This window comes from Ornithinimicrobium jinqii (assembly GCF_045032595.1).
GTDB lineage: Bacteria > Actinomycetota > Actinomycetes > Actinomycetales > Dermatophilaceae > Ornithinicoccus.
Genome location: NZ_JBJFZS010000024.1, coordinates 50055 through 68034, shown reverse-complemented (window position 1 = coordinate 68034; position 17980 = coordinate 50055). Strand labels below are relative to the sequence as shown.

Below are 17980 nucleotides of genomic sequence, written 5' to 3'. Positions count from 1 at the left end.
CTTTAGGTGCCGCCACGGCAGGGCCGAAATTCCGAAGAATCCACCACCGTCGTCTCAGCGGTGGCTCTGCTCCCAGCGCTCGGGCAGGTTGTTCCAGCCGCACACGGGGCACACCCTGAACTCGACGTGCTCGTGACGCTCCGGCTCTCCTGCCACGATGGCGCGCGCCTCGTCGAGGACGGCCCTGAGCAGCGTCCTCTTCTGACAGCGGGGGCATTCGTCCGGGCCGTGGTCCTCCTGCGGGTCTGCCATCTGCCGAGCATCCCAGCGCATCGACCGGGAGGCAACCCCTCGGGGCCGGGCACTTCTCAGCGCGTCGGTGTCGCCCTGGCCACCGCGTCCAGCAGCTCGGGCCGGCCCAGGATGCGGAAGTGGCCGGATGTGCGCAGCCGCACGTTGGTCGCCCCCTCGAGATGGCTCCCCCCGGGGATGTGCGGGTCGAAAGCGCCCCAGATCGAGGTGATGCGGCTGTTCACCTCCAGCTGCTCGGCCAGGCTGCGCAGCGTCCGGTCGCGGGGGGAGAGGGCACGGACGGCGGGCAGGAGGAAGAGGCGCGCGTAGACGGAGCCGGAGAAGGGGGTGGCGATCGCGACCATCCGGTCGACCCGGCGGCCCGCCTCCTCGTGCAGCATCACGGACTTGCCGATCAGCCCGCCCTTGCTGTGCGCGACGAGCAGCACCCCGCGCAGGTCGTGCTCCTCGAGGTAGTCGGCCACGAGCTGGGCGCTCGCGTCGACCGGCGAGGTGTTCCAGCGCAGGCGGGCGACCACGTGCACGGGATGGCCGCGGTCGTGCAGCAGGTCGGCGACCGGTCGCATGAACTGCCAGCGCTCGTAGATGCCCGGGAGCAGCACGACCGGCTGCCCGCCGGCGTCGGGGTCGAGGTAGGCCGTCTCGTCGGAGCGGAAGAGCAGGCCGTGCGCCTGCCACCAGGCGACGTAGGTGTAGTCGAGCAGCCACAGGAGTCCGCGGCGGGGGAGCCGCGTCACGCGCCTCACCGTCAGCTCCGGACGACGGAGTCCTCGGCGTGGGCCAGGATCTCCCTCGCCACCTCCTCCGGGCGGGTGAACATCACGACGTGGGCGGCCCCGGGGACCTCCGCCGTGCGAGCCGCAGGTGCCTCCGCGCCCAGCTGAGCGACCCAGCGTCGCGTGGCGATCGGGTCGCGTGCGCCACGCAGGACCAGGAGGGGGGTACCGAGCCGCCGCACCGCCTCCTCCGTCCGGTACGCGAGCATGTGGGGGAGGCTGGCGAGGTACCACCGGGGACCGGTCCGGGCGTAGTCGCGCAGGGCCGCCCAGTTCGCAGCCGGTGTCTCGAGGAAGAGGTCGGTGAGCAGCCGCAGGCCCTGCTGCCTCGCCGTACGTGCCGTGGGGTCGACCACCGGCCCCATCGCCACGACCGCCGAGAAGCTCTCGGGGTCCTGGAGGGCGGCCTCCACGACGATCTGCGAGCCCATCGAGTGGCCCACCAGCACGGGACGGTCCAGCTCACGGGACCGGGCATACCCGGTGACGGCAGCGGCCAGCGCCTCGACGGGCAACGGGGCGGGCGGGCGGGGCGCGTCGCCGAAGCCGGGCAGCTCGAGCACGTGGACCCCGCCGGTGCGCGCGAGGACCGCCGCCAGCGGGGACCAGTAGCGCGAGCCGGCGCCGAGCCCGTGCACGAGCAGGAACTGGTTGCCGGACTCCTCACCGAGCCTGCGGACGACCGAGGTGCCGACGGCGTGCTCGAACTCGGTGGTCTCTTCCGGTTGCATGCCGTGAAGACTACGTCTCCTGGCGACGTGACCCGGTCGCGACGATCGCGGGGTCCCACCGGTACCCGCACGCCAGGAGGGGGTCGTCGAGGCCGGGTCGGTCCGGTGCGTGGGCTCGCACGTCTGCCATCGACCGGGGCAGGTCGAAGGGGAGACGGCCACGGCTGGCGCCCTGGAGCGCCCGCACGAGAGCGGGTCCACTCGTGCCGTAGCTCGCGACCACGACGTCGGCCACGTCCATGACCGGCCCGAGCACGGCCGGGCGGTCCAGGGTGACGTCCACGATGAGCGGGCACGCCGCCCGGACCCGGGCCAGCCTGACCGGCAGCCCCGGCGGGAACTCGAGCGACCCCGCGCGGAACCACGCCTCGAGGAAGAGGTCGGAGCGCGGCTCGAAGGGTGCCTGGATGCGCACGAGCGCGAGATCTGCGTCCTCCGGGCGGTCCACGACCGTTCCGAGCGCCGATGCCTCACCGGCGGACATCCCCTCGACGTAGATGCGTCGAGGACCGTCGTCCAGCGGCAGCAACCCGCGTGGATCGTGCAGGACGGTGACCGACTCGGCCTGGGCCGCGAGGCCGGCAGCCACGAACTCCTCGCACCCCACGACCTCCGCCGCAGCCGCCTCGTCGACGTAGGGGTCGTCGAAGAGCCCGAGCTGGAACTTGACCAGCAGCAACCGACCCGCAGACTCGTCGACGCGGTCCTCACCCACCCTGCCCTGCGCGACCAGGTCGATGAGGACCTCCACGCACTCCTCGCCACCGAACTGGTCGCAGCCGGCCTCGAGCATCAGCTGCATCCGGGCGTGGGGGTCCAGGTGCTCGACGCCCCACGCCCGTGCCGGCAGCACCTGGTTGCCGACGTGGTTGTCGTTGATCAGCTCCCAGTCCGACAGCACGACACCGTCGTATCCCAGCTCGTCCCGCAGCAGCCCCTGCAGCACCGTCCGGTTGAAGCCGAAGCCCACCGCGGGCACCGGTTCACCGTTGAGCTCCAGCCCGACCGGCATGCCGTAGTAGGGCATCACCGCCGCGACGCCCGCGTCGACCGCGTCCCGGAACGGCTCCAGGTGGTCGCCGAAGCGGCCCGCGGGGTAGACCTGCTCACGTCCGTAGGGGAAGTGTGCGTCCTCGCCGTCCTTCTGGGGGCCGCCGCCGGGGAAGTGCTTGGCGGTGCAGGCGACGGAGCCGGGTCCGAGCCGGGCACCCTGCAGCCCCCGCAGGAAGGCCAGGCCCAGCTCGGCCACCACGTGCGGGTCCTGGCCGAAGGTGTGCTGCTGGCGCGCCCACCGGGGCTCCGTGGCCAGGTCGAGCGTCGGGTGCAGAGCGGCCCGGATGCCCACGGCGACGTACTCGCGGCGCACGACCTCGGCATACCTGTGGGCGGTCGCCGGGTCCCGCAGGGCGCCGATCCCCAGCGGCTCGGGCCACTGCGAGAAGGCGCCGGCGGCGAAGCCGGCGCCAGCGTTCTCGCTGAACCCGTGCCGCGGGTCCGTGGAGATCGTCATGGGTATGCCGTGCGGTGCGTCCTCGGCGAGCTCCTGCACCGCGTTGTGCCACCGGGCCGCCTCGGTGGGCGTGCCCAGGGCGTGCACGTTGAAGTGGGTGATGTGCTTGCCGAGCACAACCTGCCGGGTGCCGCTCTTGCAGATCGCACCCGGCCCCTCCAGCACGGCGCCGCCGGGTCCGCACTCGATGACGGTGTGGAAGAGCAGGCCGACCTTCTCCTCCAGGCTCAGCCGGAGGAGCAGGTCGGCGACCCGCTCCTCCGGCTCGAGCCGAGGATCTTCGAACGGGTCGAGGCGGCCGTTGCGGTTGAGGTCGCGGTAGCGCACCCCGTCCGCGCCCGTCGAGAAGCTCGCACTCACAAGCTCAGTCCTCCGGACCGAAGACCTCGGGGGCGATCACCGGCTTGACGTGGGCGGTGACCTCGCCGGCGGTGAAGTAGCGCCGCATGTTGTCGTTCGCCATGACGTTGCCGAGCGCCCCCATGATCATTGCCTGGTCCAGCGACAGGTACCGCTGGGCCACGACGCCGGTCTGGGTGGCGATCGCGTCGTAGAACCCGCCCGGACCGTAGGCATCGAAGTCGGCTTCGATCCGCTGTAGGTTGGCCGTCGCCTGCGTCGGTTCGTGCATCATCGCCAGGAAGGACGCGTGGGGCGTCACCACACCGTTGCCGTAGTCGGGGTGCGGGTTGTGCAGCCAGTGGTAGTCGGTGTGCTCGACGTCGGAGAAGTAGCCGTCCGGCTTCATCCCCAGCGCGTCCACCCCCCACTCGGCGTAGTTGGCGTAGGGGTCGCTCGCCGGCGAGAAGCCCCAGTAGCCGTATTCGTCCATCCCGTGCAGCCGCTGGACCGCGACGTGCCGCGGATGGTTGGTGCCCCACGACCGCGGCGCCCAGTCCTCCTCGGGCACGAAGACGTTGGGCATGAGCTCCTCGAACATCGAGCCGCCCCAGCCGGGGACGGTGAGCCGGTCGTAGTAGTCGTAGGCGCCCTCGTAGACGTCGACGCCCAGGTACGTGCGCCACGTACCGACCGGTGTCATCTCCTGGAAGTCCCACTCCGGCGGGAAGGTCCGCCACGCCTGGAAGTAGGCCTCCGGCGGGATCTGCTGCTTGGCGATCGCCAGGTAGGTGGTGACCCGGGTCTCGGAGACGATGGTGTCGTAGTGGTGGGTCGCGGTGTACCAGACGTCGCGCCCCTCGCCGATGAGGTCCCGCGGCTCCGTCGGCGGCGGCGAGATGAGGCGGGTCGGCTCTTCCAGGTAGAAACCGCCGTACATGAGGTAGGGCTGCTTCTCGTACGTCGGGTCGGCGAAGACGTCGAAGCGCATCCGGTCGAACATCTCGCCGGCGACCGCGCTGTTGAACGGGTCGGCGTTGCGGACGACCAGCAACGCGGCGCCCAGCCAGGCAGCGTCGACGCTGGAGACGAAGGGCACGACCGGGTCGCCGCTCCCGGGCCACTCGTAGATGACCGAGCCGTCGCGGGGGTCGTACCAGTTGAAGTACATCCCGCTCGCCTCGTGGTGCTCCATGCGCTGCAGGGTCTTCAGGGTCCGGCGGATCCGGCGGCTGGCCTCCTTGGCGGTGATGATCCGCAGGTCGCGGGCCACGATGGTCGACCACAGGTATCCACCGATGTTCGTCGGCGAGGTGTAAACCCCGGCGGTCGAGAGGTCACCGGGGATGTTGTCGGAGACCAGGCCGGTGCGCGGGCTGGTCATCGCCACCAGCGAGCGCCAGGTGTCGCGGGCCCAGCGCATGAGGACCTGCTTGTCAGGGCGTCCCCTTCGGGGGCGGGGCTTGCCTGGGCGGCGTCCTGGACCGGCGTGTGCGGCCGCCGGCGAGAGACCGAAAGCGGCGCCGGCGAGGCCGCCGGTGAGGATTGCTCGTCGGCTGAGGGGGTGGCGTGCATCGGGCTCGTGCGTCATGACTGCTCCTAGAGAGGGTGGTGCTGACGGGTCACTTGATCCCGGTCGTGGCGATGCCCTGGATGAACCGACGCTGGAAGATGAGGAAGACGACGAGCACGGGAAGCACCACGACGGTGGCTCCGGCCATGAGCAGGCCGTACTCGGTCTGGTTCTGACCCGTCGAGTAGAGCGCGAGCGCGACAGGCAGGGTGTAGGTGTCGTTGCTCTGCGCGACCACCAGCGGCCACAGGAAGTTGTTCCAGCTGCCAAGGAAGGTGAGGATGCCCAGGGTGGCCAGTGCCGGCGTCAGCAGGGGCAGGATGACCTGCGCGAAGATGCGCAGCTCCCCCGCTCCGTCGATGCGAGCCGCCTCGACCAGGTCGCGTGGCAGCCCCATGATGAACTGCCGCATGAGGAAGACACCGAAGGGGCCCACCAGGAACGGCAGGAACAGGCCCGGGAGGGTGTTGACCAGGCCCAGGTTGGCCACCAGGACGAACAGCGGGACGAAGGTGACCACGCCGGGGATCATCAGGGTCGCCAGGATGAGGCCGAAGATGATCTTCTTGCCGCGGAAGTTGAGCATCGCCAGGGCGTAGCCGACCATGGAGCAGAAGAGCAGGTTCGCCGCCGTCACCACGACCGCGACGATCGTGGAGTTGGCGAAGTAGGTGCCGAACGACAACCGGCTGAACAGCTGCCGGAAGTTGCTCAGCGTCGGGTTCTCGGGCCACCAGGTCGGGGGGACCTGGCGCAGCTCGGAGCTGGTCTTGAAGCTGCCGAGGACCATCCACACGAACGGCGTGATGACCACCAGCAGGGCGATGGTGAGCAGGAGGTAGAGCCACCACCGCTTGCGGAAGCTGCCGTCGTTGCTCATCAGTTGTCCCTCTCCGACAGGAAGCGGAACTGGACGGCGGTGACGATCGCGATGACGACGAAGATCAGGTAGCTCAGCGCCGCGGCGTATCCGTAGTTGCCGAAGCTGAACTGCTGGTAGGTGTACATCGACGCCGAGATCGTGCTGTTGAGCGGGCCGCCGTCGGTCATGACGAACGGCTCCTCGAAGAACTGCAGGTAGCCGATCGCCGTAGTGACCGAGACGAACAGGATCGTGGGTCGCAGGATCGGCAGGGTCACGTTCGTGAAGCGCTGCCAGGCGTTGGCGCCGTCGATCGCGGCCGCCTCGTGCAGCTGGACAGGCACCGACTGCAGGCCGGCGAGGAAGATGATCATCGCCGTGCCGAAGTTGCGCCAGGTCGCCATCGCGATCAGCGAGGGCATGGCCCAGGTCGTCGAGCCGAGCCAGTTGGGCCCGTCGACGCCGATCCACGCCAGGGCCGTGTTGACCAGGCCGCTGTCGGGGTGGAGCAGGAAGCGCCACACCACGGCCACCGCGACGATCGAGGTGATGACCGGGGTGTAGAACCCCAGCCGGAAGATCCCCCGGAAGCGGCTGATCCCGCTGTTGAGGGCGACGGCCGCAGCGAGGGCCACCGTGAGGGTGAGGGGCACGCCGACGACGACGAAGTAGGCGGTGTTGAACGCGGCCTTCTGGAAGATCGGGTCGGAGAACGCCTTGAGGTACTGGTCGAAGCCGACGAAGTCGACCGAGAACGGCGTGCGGAGGTCACGGTTGCGGATGTCGGTGAAGGAGAAGAACACCGACTGGATGACCGGCCAGGCGGTGAAGATCAGGAACAGTCCCAGGAAAGGCAGGGTGAGGATCCACCCGGCCCGCTCCTCCCGCCTGGCACCAGGTGCGCGGGAGAAGCGGGACCGGGGTGGGTGAACGCCCTGACCCTGTGTCGGTGGTGTTGCGGTCGGGGCGCTCATGTCCTACTGCCCGGTGCCGATGGACTCGGCCTGCGCCTGGGTGGCGTCCATGGCCTCCTGGCCGGACAGGCCCTGCTTGGCGACCTTCTCGATCTCACCGTCGAAGGCCTCGGCCACCTGCTCCCAGCTCGGGAACGAGGGCGGCGCCTGGGCGGTCTCGAGCGCCACGCCGAACTTGGCCAGCTTGTCGTCGGCCGTGAGCGCGTCGTCCTCCCAAGCGGACTGCACGGACGGCAGCGCGCTGGTCATGTCGTACCACTTGACCTGGGTCTCGGGCTGGGTCAGCCAGTCGACCAGGGCCCAGGCGGCGTCGCGGCTCTCGGTGTCCTGGAAGACGGCCAGGTTGGAGCCGCCGATGAAGGAGCTGCTCTCGCCGCCCCCCGCAGGGATCGGGGCCACGTCATACATCTCGCCGAAGCCGTCCTCGCCCTCGTTCGCGGCGAAGTCCTCGACGATGCTCATCATCCAGGGGCCGGAGATGAACATCGGGACGTTGCCGCTGGTGAAGTCGGACTCGGTCTGCCCCTCGGGCGGGTTGGCGTTGGCGATCTCGTCGGCGAAGAAGCTGCCGTAGTAGTCGACGGACTCCACCATCTCGGGGGTGTTGAACGTGTAGCCGTCCTCGCCCGCGGTCTCCGCGCCGTTGGACCACGCGAAGGGCAGGACCGACTGCCAGGAACCGGTCTGGCCGGGCTGGAGGCTGATGCCCCACTCGGCGCCGGCCTCCTGCATGCCTGCGGCCATCTCCTTGAAGCCGGCCTGGTCGGTCGGGACCTCGTCGAAGCCGGCCTCCTGCGCGAGGTCGGAGCGGTAGTAGACCATGCGGGTCTCGACGTACCACGGCACGCCGTAGGAGGTGCCGTCGACGACGGTCGTCTCGTGGGCGCCCTCGAAGAACTTCGCTGCGTCGATGGAGCTGGGGGTCGGGTCGAGGGCGTCCATGCCCGCGAACTCGCCCATCCAGGTCGTCCCGACCATCGCGACGTCCGGGGTGGTCCCGGCAGTGATCGAGTTGACGAACTTGTCGTGCGCCGAGTCCCACGGGACGGGGGTCACGTTGACGGTGATGTCGGGGTACTGGTCCGTGAACTCGGCGACGAGGTCCGGCAGCGCCTCGCCCTCGGCGCCCATCGCCCACACGTCGAGCTCGCCGGAGGCATCCTCGGTGGAGACGGCCTCCCCGGTCTGGGCGGGGGCGTCGCCGTCGTCGGTCTCGCCGGCGTCCCGGCCGCAGCCGGTGAGGGCGAGGGCTGCGCTGGCACTGAAGGCAACTAGGAGATGACTGCGTCGCATCAGGGTGGATCCTCTCTGTTCGAGGTCGGAACCCGTGGACGCTGGTCGGGAGACCGTTCTCCCGACCGAGGTACGTCGCTGAGCCTCGACCGTCATGAGCTGCGCGCCAGAAGTAAGCGCTTACAACGTGCGAGTCAGATTACACACGGGGCTGCCGGTGCACAAGGGAGGGTGCTTGCGGGGCCCGGTCGCTCAGCCGCACCCGCACGAGCCGCGCAGCACGACGCTGGTCGAGAGCCGGTGGTCGGGCTCCGGGGCGTCCGGGTCCGCGAGCACGCCGCTGAGACGCTCGGCGCCGAGCCGACCCAGCTCGCGCACCGGCTGGCGCACGCTCGTCAGGCCGGGGGTGACGTAGCGGGCGGCCATCCAGTCGTCCCAGCCGGTGACCGCCACCTGGCCCGGGACGTCGAGCCCGGCCTCCACCAGTCCGCGCATGACGGCCAGCGCCAGCTCGTCGTTGGCGCACACCAGACCGTCGGCGGTGAGCGTGCCGCGGGCGAAGGACCGTGCCACGTCCTGGCCACCGGTCTCCCTCAGGTCGACGTCGACCGGGTCCGCAGCCTCCAGACCCTGGTCGGCGTGCGCCTGGACGAAGCCGTCGTATCGGCGGCGGACGTCGGGCGAACCCTCCGGCGACCCGACGAAGAGCAGCTGGCGGCGGCCGTGGTCGACGAGCAGGTGCGTGGTCAGCGACCGGGCGCTCTGCGTGCTCTCGGTGCTGAAGTTCTCGACCCCCTCGACCTCGTGACCCGCCAGCTGGACCAGCGGCACCTTGCCCCCGATCGCCGCCACCGTGGACGGGGTGACCCCGGCCCCGCCCATGAGGGCGATCGCGTCGACGCGGCCGGCGAGCCGCCGGACCGCGAGGTCGGGCTCCTGCTTGTCGTGCGTGAGGAGCATGAGGACGCTCGCGCCGCGCTCGGCAGCGGCCGACTCGAAGCCCGTGATGAGCTCGGCGTAGTACGGGCCCCGCAGCTCGGGCAGCACCAGACCGTAGGCCTCGTGCGTCCGGGCGGCGAGGGAGCGGGCGGCGCCGTGCGGCACGTAGTTGAGCTCGTCGATCACGGCCAGCACGCGCTCCCGGGTTCCCGGGGCCACCCTGTCGGGGTTGCTGAGCACGCGCGAGACCGTGGCGATGGACACCCCGGCCTCCTCCGCGACGGCGTAGATCGTCGCGGGTCCGGGTCGGCGCGGGCGCGGGGGGCTGGTCATGGACGACTCGTTCCAGGTCACGGGAGCAGGTGTCCGGCGAAGCATAGTCGTTGCGCGGCAGGATGGTAAGCGCTTACGGTGAGCGGCATGACGGACGACGACGCCGGTGCGGTGCTCCACGACAGCAGGATCCAGCTGCAGGTCACGTCCACCGGCGCCCTCCGCGCCGCGTCGGCGCACGGCCGTTCGCTCCTCCTCTACCCGGCGACCGAGGTCGAGGACGGGCTGGCCGGGCTGTGGCTCCGGGTGCGGGGGAAGGACGGCCACGAGCCGCACCCCCTGGCCGGCACCGGCTCGGGCCCGACCCGGTGCCGGGTGGTGGGGTCCGACGGGCCGGGCGGCACAGCGGTCGTTCGGGACGGGTCGACGGACGGTCTGCGGTGGAGCTGGTCCCTCACGCTGCTCCAGCCGCAGGGCGGCTGGTCCTGGGAGGTCGTCGTCACCAACGAGCGCCGGGAGCCGGTCGAGATCGACCTCGTCCACGCCCAGGACCTGGCCCTGTCTTCCCCCGAGGTCCTGGCCGCCAGCACCCTCTACCCCAGCCAGTACCTCGACCTCACGCCGGTCGACCTGGGTGAGCGCGGCACCGCGGTCGCGGTGCGGCAGAACATGCCCGGCCCCACGGCCCCCTGGGCGCTGGTGGGCTGCCACACCTCGTCGCAGCGGTGGGCGACGGACCTGCTGCAGCTGAGCGGTCGTGGTCTCCCGGAGGGTGCGCCGTGGCCCGGGCTGAGGGCCGAGCTCCCGGCCCAGCGTCTCCAGCACGAGCACGCCGCGGCGGTCCTCCAGACGGTCCCGGTCAGGCTGGGGCCACGGGAGAGCTGGCGCACCGGGTTCTTCGTCGTCGCGCTGGCCGACCACCCGGGCGCGACCTCGGACGGCGACGCCGTGGTCGCCGCGGACGTGGCCCTGCCGGGCGACGCGCTCACCCACGACGAGGCCGGCGGTGCCGTGGGTGGTGCCGGCGCCAGCCTGCTCGGGAGCGGCACGGCATACCTCCCGGTGCGGGACCTCACCGACGCCGAGGCGGACGAGCTCACCGGCGCCGGGCGCCGGCACGTCGAGTCCGTCGACGGGCGGGTGCTCAGCTGGTTCGACGACGACGGGGCGCACCTGGTGACCGCCGCGAAGCAGGCGGCGGTGCTGCGGCCGCACGGGCAGGTGCTTCGCCCGCTGGGCCGGCTGCTGCCCGGTGAGCAGGACGTCACCAGCACGGTGTGGATGAACGGCAGCTTCTGCTCCCACCTGACCCAGGGCCACGCGGCCCTCGGCCGCTCGCTCTCGCTGCGCCCCAGCCCGCTCGGACTGGGGCGCGTGCACGGGCTGCGGGTCGCCGTGGACCTCGGGCGCGGCTGGCAGCTGCTCGGGACGCCCTCCTTGTGGCGCAGCGCCCTGAACTCCGCCACCTGGTGGTACGCGGTGGACGACCACCTGCTGCGCGTGCAGGCCGACGGACCGACCGCGCAGGGCCGCTGCCGGGTCGAGGTCGAGACGCTGCGGGGGGAGCCGGTCCCGTCGCTGCTGCTCCTCGCCCTCGACTGGAGCGGTGCCCCGGGCTCGACGGGTCGGGTCGACGTCGCCGACGGGACGCTCACCGTCCATGCCCCGGAGGGGGCGCTCCCCCGCTCGGACGGCGACGACTCTCGCCTGCAGGTGCGCGTCGACGGGTGCGACGTGGCGGAGGTGGGCGACGACTCGCTGATCTTCGCCGACGGGGGGACCCGGGGCGAGCCGGTGGTGACGCTGCGGCTCGGTACCTCCGGGTCGTGGTCGGTGGAGGTGACGCCGGGGACGACCGGACCGACGGCCGAGGCCGGCGGCTCGGACGCGGACGGCTGGGCCGAGGTCGACTCCGTCGTCGCGGTCGCGTCCGACGCCCCCGGGGAGGCGGGTCGCCTGCTGTCCCGCGTGGACGCCATCACCGGCTGGTACGCCCACGACGCGCTCGTCCACTACCTGTCGCCGCGTGGTCTGGAGCAGCACACCGGCGGGGCGTGGGGCACCCGCGACGTCTGCCAGGGGCCGGTCGGGCTGCTGAGGTCCTGGGGCGCGCACCGGGAGTGGCGCGAGCTGCTGCTGCTGATCTTCCGCGCGCAGCACGAGCGGGGAGACTGGCCCCAGTCCTTCGACTTCCTGCCGGCGTACCGCGTCGACCGTGTCGACACCGCCCACGGCGACGTCGTCTACTGGCCGCTGCTGGCGCTCGGGCAGTACCTCCTCGCCAGCGGGGACGCCTCCGTCCTCGACGTCGACGTCGCGTTCACCGGTGACGGGGCACCCGGCGCGTCGGCGCCGGTGGTGGGGCACGTGAGCCGGGCCCTGGACGCGGTCGAGGCCAGCTTCGTCGCCGGGCGCGCGCTGCCGGCCTACGGGCACGGCGACTGGAACGACTCCCTGCAGCCGGCCGACCCGGACCTCGCCCGACGGATGGTGTCCACGTGGACGGTCGTCCTGCAGGCAGAGGCCCTCCAGCGGCTGGCCGACGGCGTGGCGCCGAGCCTGCCGGAGCTGGCCGGGCGGGCCCGGACGCTGGCGGAGGCCGGGGTCCGGGACCTTCGGGCCCACCTGCTCGTGGACGGCGTCCTCAGCGGCTACGGCGTCGTGGGAGAGGACGGCGTGGCACCCCTGATCCACCCCCGCGACCACCGCACCGGGCTGCACTACTCGCTCCTGCCGATGATCCACGCCGTGGCCGGCGACCTGCTCACGCCCGAGGAGGCGCGCCACCACCTCTCGGTCGTCGCCGAGCACCTCACCGGACCGGACGGTGCCCGGCTCTTCGACCGCCCGGTCGCCTACCGGGGCGGTCCTGTCGAGGTGTTCCAACGGGCGGAGGCCAGCACCTTCTTCGGGCGTGAGATCGGCATCATGTACGTCCACGCCCACCTGCGGTACGCGGAGGCGCTGGCCCGGGTAGGCGAGGGCCCGGGACTGCTCCGGGCACTGGCGCAGGCGGTGCCGATCGGGATCGAGGACGTCGTGCCGAGCGCCGCCCCCCGGCAGGCCAACACCTACTCCTCGTCGTCCGACGCCGCGTTCGCCGACCGCTACGAGGCCTCGCGGGACTACGAGCGGGTGCTCAGCGGGGACGTGGCGCTGGAGGCCGGGTGGCGTGTCTACTCCAGCGGCCCCGGCCTGTTCCTCGAGATCCTGACCCAGCGGATGCTCGGCGTGCGGCACGCCGGCGAGGAGCTGGAGATCGACCCGGTCCTCGACCCGTCGCTGGGCACGGTGTCGGCGACCGTGCCGACGGCAGTGGGTCGAGTTCAGCTGCAGTTCCACTGCGGGACAGCGGGTGTCGGTCCGCTGTCCGTCGCGGTCGCCGGTCGGGAGCTGCCCGTCCGACGGCTGGACAACCCCTATCGCACCGGCGGCGTCGCCGTGCCGATGGGCGACATCGCGCAGGCCGTCGCGGACGGCGAGGTCGTCGGCGTCCAGCTCGCGTGACCGCAGCACCCGTGCTGTGGGTCGGTGCCCGGCCGCACCGCGGCGCGTCGCCACGAATGGTGGTCCGTCGGTCCTTGCTGGGACACTGGTGCTGCCATGAGCAACCACGCGCACAGTCTCGACCGCCGTCCCCTGACCGCCACCTACCGCATGCAGCTGCACGCCGGGTTCACCCTGACCGACGCGCTGCAGGTGCTGCCCTACGTGGAGGCGCTGGGGGTCAGCCACGTCTACCTGTCCCCGGTGCTGACGGCCGTGCCGGGGTCCGAGCACGGCTACGACGTGCTGGACCACACCACGGTCAGCGCCGAGCTCGGCGGCCGTGAGGCGCTCGTGGCCCTCGCCGCCGCCGCGCACGGTCGCGGCATGGGCGTGATCGTCGACGTCGTCCCCAACCACATGGCGCTGGTCGCCCAGCTGTGGCGCAACGCCCCCCTGTGGGAGGTGCTGCGCGAGGGTCGCAACGCCGCGCGCGCCCACTGGTTCGACGTCGACTGGGACCACCTCGGCGGCCGGTTCGGCCTCCCGGTCCTCGGTCAGCCGCTCGACGACGTCCTCGCGGCGGGGGAGATCACCGTCGGCACCGGCCGTGACGACGAGGGGCCGGCGGCGGGTCGGCCCGTCGTCCGCTACTACGAGCACGTCCTGCCGCTGGCCCCCGGCTCGCAGCACCTCGCCGACGACCTCCCGGCGATGCTCGCCGCCCAGCACTGGTTGCTCGGCCACTGGCAGGACGCCGCCGACGTCCTCAACTACCGCCGGTTCTTCGAGGTCGACGGCCTCATCGGCGTCCGCGTCGAGGAGACCGACGTCTTCGAGGCCACCCACGTCGAGCTGCTCGACCTGCACCACCGCGGCGTGGTCGACGGCTTCCGCATCGACCACCCGGACGGTCTGGCCGACCCGGCCGGCTACCTGGCGATGCTGCGCGACCGCCTGCGCCCCGACGCCCCGGTCTGGGTCGAGAAGATCCTGGAGGGTCCCGAGCGTCTTCCGTCCTCGTGGGCGTGCGAGGGCACCACGGGGTATGACGCCAACGCCGCCGTGCTCGGCGCCCTCGTCGACCCCACCACGGCCGAGGCCGTGAGCACCGCGTGGTTCGCCACCGGCGGCGAGCCGGACCTCGAGGTCGAGGTCGAGCGCTGCAAGCGGCAGGCCGTCGCCGCGCTCCTCCAGCCCGAGGTCGCCCGCCTCGTGCGCCGTGCCCGGGAGTCGCTGCCGCACGCCGACGAGCACCGGCTGCGCGCAGCGCTCGCCGAGCTGCTCGTCAACGTGCACGTCTACCGGGCCTACGTCCGGCCCGGCGACAGCAACCCCGGGGCCGAGGAGGCCGACCTCCAGCAGCCGCTGCTCGACGCGATCGAGCGCGCCCGCTCGACCCGCCCCGACCTGCACGCGGACCTCGACCAGCTCGGCGAGGTGCTGCTGCGCCCCGACTCCAACGCCGCCGACGCCGGCGCGGCCGCCGACCTGTGCGTCCGCTTCCAGCAGACCACGGGGCCGGTGATGGCCAAGGGGATCGAGGACACCGCCTTCTACCGCTGGCACCGTCTCGTCGCCCTCAACGAGGTCGGCGCCGACCCCTCCGTCGGCGAGCGGCCCGAGGAGGCCCCGGGCGCACTGCACACGTGGGCCTCGCACCAGGCCGAGCACTGGCCGCTGGGCCTGACCACCCTGTCCACCCACGACACGAAGCGCAGCGAGGACGTGCGGGCGCGCATCCTGGCCGTGGCCGGCGACGCCGACGCGTGGCGAGCGCTCTCCGCCGCCGGTGCCGCGGCCGCCCAGCGGCACGGCGTCGACGCCCCCACCGCCCACCTCGTCTGGCAGACGCTCGTCGGAGCCGGGCGGGTGTCGGAGGAGCGGCTCCACGACTACCTCACGAAGGCGATGCGCGAGGCCAAGCTGCACACCACCTGGGTCGAGCCGGACGAGGACTACGAGGGACGGGTGCTCGCGCTCGCGCAGGAGATGGTCACCGAGGGCGAGGTCAGCGAGGCCATCGGGGCGGCCGTGCGCGACAACGCGATGACGATCCGGACCCTGACCGTGACCCAGAAGCTCGTCCAGCTGACGCTGCCGGGCGTCCCGGACACCTACCAGGGCTCCGGCGTCGTCGACCTCTCGCTCGTGGACCCGGACAACCGGCGCCCTGTCGACTACGAGGAGCGGGTCGAGCGGCTCCGCCGGCTCGACGCCGAGGGCTGGCCGCAGGACCTGTCCGACGAGGTGCTGTGGGTGACCTCGCGCGTGCTCCGGCTGCGCGGCTGGCTGCCGCAGGCCTACGGGCCCGGCGGCTCCTACGAGCCGGTCGAGGCCGGACCGCACGTGCTCGGCTTCGTCCGGGGCGGGGTCGCGGCGACGCTGTCGATCCGCGCGCCGCGCGCGCTCGGCGCCGCCGGCGGGCTCGGGGACACCCGCATCCCGCTGCCGCAGGACCACTGGAGGGACGCCCTGTCCGGGGCCGACCACCACGTGGGGGAGGCCGGCGCGCTCGCCGTCGACGTCTTCGCGTCCGCGCCCGTCGCCCTGCTGGTGCGCGCCCGCGACCTGGAGGAAGGACCACGATGAGCCACACCTACCGTCTCTGGGCGCCGGACGCCTCCCGCGTCGAGCTGCGCCTCGGTGCCGACGGGTCGACGGCCGTGCCCATGCAGCAGGCCGACGGCGGCTGGTGGGAGACCGCGGCCGCACCCGGCGACGGCCGCTACGCCTACGCGGTCGACGGCGGCTCACCCGTCCCCGACCCCCGCTCCCGCTGGCAGCCCGACGGGGTCCACGGACCCAGCGCGCTCGTCGACACGTCAACGTTCGCCTGGACCGACCAGGACTGGCGCGGCGTGCCGCTCGAAGGGGCCGCCGTGTACGAGCTGCACGTCGGCACCTTCTCCCCGACCGGCACCTTCGACGGCGTCGTCGAGCACCTCGACCACCTCGTCGACCTCGGCGTCTCCGTGGTCGAGCTGATGCCCGTCTCCGCCTTCCCCGGCCGGCACGGCTGGGGTTACGACGGCGTCGCGCTGTATGCCGTGCACGAGCCCTACGGGGGCCCGGCCGGTCTGGCCCGTCTCGTGGACGCCGCCCACGCGCGGGGCCTGGCCGTCTGGCTCGACGTCGTCTACAACCACCTCGGCCCCAGCGGCAACTACCTGTCGCAGGCCGGCCCCTACTTCACCGACCGCCACCACACGCCGTGGGGCGAGGCGGTCAACCTCGACGGCCCCGGCAGCGACGAGGTCCGTGCGTTCCTGAGCGACAACGTCCGGATGTGGCTGCAGGACTACCACCTCGACGGCCTGCGCCTCGACGCCGTCCACGCCCTCCACGACGAGCGCGCCACCCACCTCCTCGAGGAGCTCGCCACCCTCGCGGACCAGATCTCCGGGCGCAGCGGCATACCCCGCACGCTCGTCGCCGAGTCCGACCGCAACGACCCCGGGACCGTCGCCCCGCGCGGACCCGGGGGGTCCGGCGGGACCGGGCTGCACGGGCAGTGGGCCGACGACGTGCACCACGCCCTCCACGTCGCGCTGACCGGGGAGACCGACGGCTACTACGCCGACTTCGCCGACCCCGGCGCGCTCCCCAAGGTGCTGGGTGCCACGCCGTTCTTCCACGACGGGACCTTCTCGACCTTCCGTGGTCGTGGGCACGGGCGTCCGGTCGACCCCGACGTCACGCCGGGCTGGCGCTTCGTCGCCTCCCTGCAGACCCACGACCAGGTCGGCAACCGCGCGACCGGCGACCGGATCGGGCACGGCCTCCCGGCCGGACGGGCCGCGGCCGGTGCGGCGCTGCTGCTCACCTCGCCCTGGACGCCGATGCTCTTCATGGGGGAGGAGTTCGCGGCGTCGACGCCGTGGCAGTACTTCACCGACCACGACGAGGACTGGCTCGCCGAGGCCATCCGCGACGGCCGTCGCCGCGAGTTCGCCGAGCACGGCTGGGCCGGCGACGTCCCGGACCCGCAGGACGAGGGGACCGTCAGCGCCTCGACGCTGCGCTGGGAGGAGGTGCACGAGGGGGAGCACGCGCGGATGCTCGACTGGTACCGCACCCTCCTGCGCCTGCGCCGCCAGGTCCCCGGCCTGCGCGACACCCCGCTCGGGCAGGGCGAGGTATGGCGTCAGCCCGCCGGGTCGGGCGAGCTGCTGACGGTCGTGCGGGGGGACGTGCGGGTCGTGGCGCTCCTGGGTGGCGACAGCGGGCGGGGTGACGCGCTGCCGGTCTCCGTGGAGCTGGGTGGCGGCGAGGTGCTCGCGTCGTTCGGTGACGTGCAGGTCGCTGCCGGCACGGTGGGCCTGGCGCCGGACACCGTCGCGGTCCTCCGGGGTGGTGCGTGAGCGGGCCGGGGGAGGGGCGCCCGTTCCACCGTCCCACGCTCCGGCCACCGTCCGCGCTGGAGGAGGCCGCGGGCGGCTACGACCCGCTCGAGCTGGCCGAGGCGGCGCACCGCACGGCCGAGCTGGTGGTCGGCCGCGGTCGGCACACCGACGACCCGGCGGTGACGGCGCGGCTGGTCGGACTCGTGGAGGAGCTCGGCCTGTCCACGATCGCCGAGATGTGGGCCGACCGGCCACCCCGCAGTCTCCCCGGGGCGCTGTGGAGGCTCTACCTGCTGCACGAGTGGGTGCGGCGCACCCCCCAGGAGGTCGCGCGCCTGTTCTCCGCGGGCGTCGGGCACGCCGAGGTGTACGGCGCGATCGTCGGCGTCCAGCAGCCGCCCGACCCGCAGGCCCTGCGTCGGCTCACCGAGGCGATCCTCACCGGCATCTTCACCGGTGACCTTGCCATCGCACTGGAGCGTGCGAGCGCCTTCTGCCAGGTGATGGCGGTCGGGCTGGTCGAGCCCGGCGTCGAGGACATCCCGGCCGACCAGGCGCAGCGCGCGGCGCGCATGCGCGACACCGCCGACGACCTCGTGGCGTGCGCCCGACTGTGGAGGATGGGCTCCCTGCACTGAGGGCGATGAGGCCGAGATCACGGCCCACGGGCCGCTCCCGGCTGGAAG

At 72.5% G+C, this 17980-nt stretch carries 13 protein-coding genes; 4 read left to right on the top strand and 9 right to left on the bottom strand.

Annotated elements, in window-relative coordinates:
- Positions 1-54: 54 nt before the first annotated feature.
- From ACI3ET_RS11835 to ACI3ET_RS11795, 9 genes are all read right to left on the bottom strand, one after another.
- Positions 55-252, bottom strand: a complete 198-nt coding sequence (locus tag ACI3ET_RS11835; protein WP_405033257.1) for a hypothetical protein — start codon at positions 250-252, stop codon at positions 55-57.
- Positions 253-308: 56 nt separating this feature from the next.
- Positions 309-989, bottom strand: coding sequence for an esterase/lipase family protein (locus tag ACI3ET_RS11830; RefSeq protein WP_405033256.1), 681 nt, complete (start codon positions 987-989; stop codon positions 309-311).
- Between the two features lie 11 nt (positions 990-1000).
- Positions 1001-1759, bottom strand: coding sequence for an alpha/beta fold hydrolase (locus ACI3ET_RS11825; RefSeq protein ID WP_405033255.1), 759 nt, complete (start codon positions 1757-1759; stop codon positions 1001-1003).
- A gap of 10 nt (positions 1760-1769) precedes the next feature.
- Positions 1770-3629, bottom strand: coding sequence for a glycoside hydrolase family 3 protein (locus tag ACI3ET_RS11820; RefSeq protein ID WP_405033254.1), 1860 nt, complete (start codon positions 3627-3629; stop codon positions 1770-1772).
- Positions 3630-3633: 4 nt separating this feature from the next.
- Positions 3634-5031 (bottom strand): glucoamylase family protein, encoded by a 1398-nt coding sequence (locus ACI3ET_RS11815; RefSeq protein ID WP_405033253.1) that lies wholly within the window; start codon positions 5029-5031, stop codon positions 3634-3636.
- 199 nt (positions 5032-5230) lie between these two features.
- On the bottom strand, positions 5231-6061 hold the full coding sequence (locus ACI3ET_RS11810) for a carbohydrate ABC transporter permease (protein ID WP_405033252.1): 831 nt from the start codon (positions 6059-6061) through the stop codon (positions 5231-5233).
- Positions 6061-7017 carry a carbohydrate ABC transporter permease gene (locus ACI3ET_RS11805; protein WP_405033250.1) on the bottom strand — a complete coding sequence of 319 codons (957 nt, stop codon included), beginning with the start codon at positions 7015-7017 and terminating at the stop codon, positions 6061-6063. The genes ACI3ET_RS11810 and ACI3ET_RS11805 overlap by 1 nt, the downstream gene beginning before the upstream one ends.
- 3 nt (positions 7018-7020) lie before the next feature.
- A complete protein-coding gene (locus tag ACI3ET_RS11800; protein ID WP_405033249.1) occupies positions 7021-8310 on the bottom strand; it encodes an extracellular solute-binding protein in 1290 nt (429 codons plus the stop codon).
- 192 nt (positions 8311-8502) lie between these two features.
- Positions 8503-9522: a LacI family DNA-binding transcriptional regulator gene (locus ACI3ET_RS11795; RefSeq protein ID WP_405033248.1), complete on the bottom strand. Its 1020-nt coding sequence runs from the start codon at positions 9520-9522 to the stop codon at positions 8503-8505.
- 87 nt (positions 9523-9609) lie between these two features.
- Between ACI3ET_RS11795 and ACI3ET_RS11790 the strand changes: the two genes are divergently transcribed.
- The 4 genes from ACI3ET_RS11790 to ACI3ET_RS11775 all read left to right on the top strand — a co-directional run bounded on the left by ACI3ET_RS11790 (position 9610) and on the right by ACI3ET_RS11775 (position 17932).
- Complete coding sequence (locus ACI3ET_RS11790) at positions 9610-12969, top strand: cellobiose phosphorylase (protein WP_405033247.1); 3360 nt, start codon at positions 9610-9612, stop codon at positions 12967-12969.
- 96 nt (positions 12970-13065) lie between these two features.
- Positions 13066-15540, top strand: coding sequence for a malto-oligosyltrehalose synthase (treY, locus tag ACI3ET_RS11785; protein ID WP_405033246.1), 2475 nt, complete (start codon positions 13066-13068; stop codon positions 15538-15540).
- On the top strand, positions 15537-17312 hold the full coding sequence (treZ, locus tag ACI3ET_RS11780; RefSeq protein ID WP_405033245.1) for a malto-oligosyltrehalose trehalohydrolase: 1776 nt from the start codon (positions 15537-15539) through the stop codon (positions 17310-17312). The genes treY and treZ overlap by 4 nt, the downstream gene beginning before the upstream one ends.
- Positions 17309-17932: a hypothetical protein gene (locus tag ACI3ET_RS11775; protein ID WP_405033244.1), complete on the top strand. Its 624-nt coding sequence runs from the start codon at positions 17309-17311 to the stop codon at positions 17930-17932. The genes treZ and ACI3ET_RS11775 overlap by 4 nt, the downstream gene beginning before the upstream one ends.
- Positions 17933-17980 lie beyond the last annotated feature (48 nt).

What these genes read in the sequence shown, in the direction of transcription:
- treZ (WP_405033245.1), top strand. Translation starts at nt 15,537, where the DNA reads ATGAGCCACACCTACCGTCTCTGGGCGCCGGACGCCTCCCGCGTCGAG.
- ACI3ET_RS11790 (WP_405033247.1), top strand. Translation starts at nt 9,610, where the DNA reads ATGACGGACGACGACGCCGGTGCGGTGCTCCACGACAGCAGGATCCAG.
- treY (WP_405033246.1), top strand. Translation starts at nt 13,066, where the DNA reads ATGAGCAACCACGCGCACAGTCTCGACCGCCGTCCCCTGACCGCCACC.
- ACI3ET_RS11835 (WP_405033257.1), bottom strand. Translation starts at nt 252, where the DNA reads ATGGCAGACCCGCAGGAGGACCACGGCCCGGACGAATGCCCCCGCTGT.
- ACI3ET_RS11800 (WP_405033249.1), bottom strand. Translation starts at nt 8,310, where the DNA reads ATGCGACGCAGTCATCTCCTAGTTGCCTTCAGTGCCAGCGCAGCCCTC.
- ACI3ET_RS11805 (WP_405033250.1), bottom strand. Translation starts at nt 7,017, where the DNA reads ATGAGCGCCCCGACCGCAACACCACCGACACAGGGTCAGGGCGTTCAC.
- ACI3ET_RS11825 (WP_405033255.1), bottom strand. Translation starts at nt 1,759, where the DNA reads ATGCAACCGGAAGAGACCACCGAGTTCGAGCACGCCGTCGGCACCTCG.
- ACI3ET_RS11795 (WP_405033248.1), bottom strand. Translation starts at nt 9,522, where the DNA reads ATGACCAGCCCCCCGCGCCCGCGCCGACCCGGACCCGCGACGATCTAC.
- ACI3ET_RS11815 (WP_405033253.1), bottom strand. Translation starts at nt 5,031, where the DNA reads ATGCGCTGGGCCCGCGACACCTGGCGCTCGCTGGTGGCGATGACCAGC.
- ACI3ET_RS11810 (WP_405033252.1), bottom strand. Translation starts at nt 6,061, where the DNA reads ATGAGCAACGACGGCAGCTTCCGCAAGCGGTGGTGGCTCTACCTCCTG.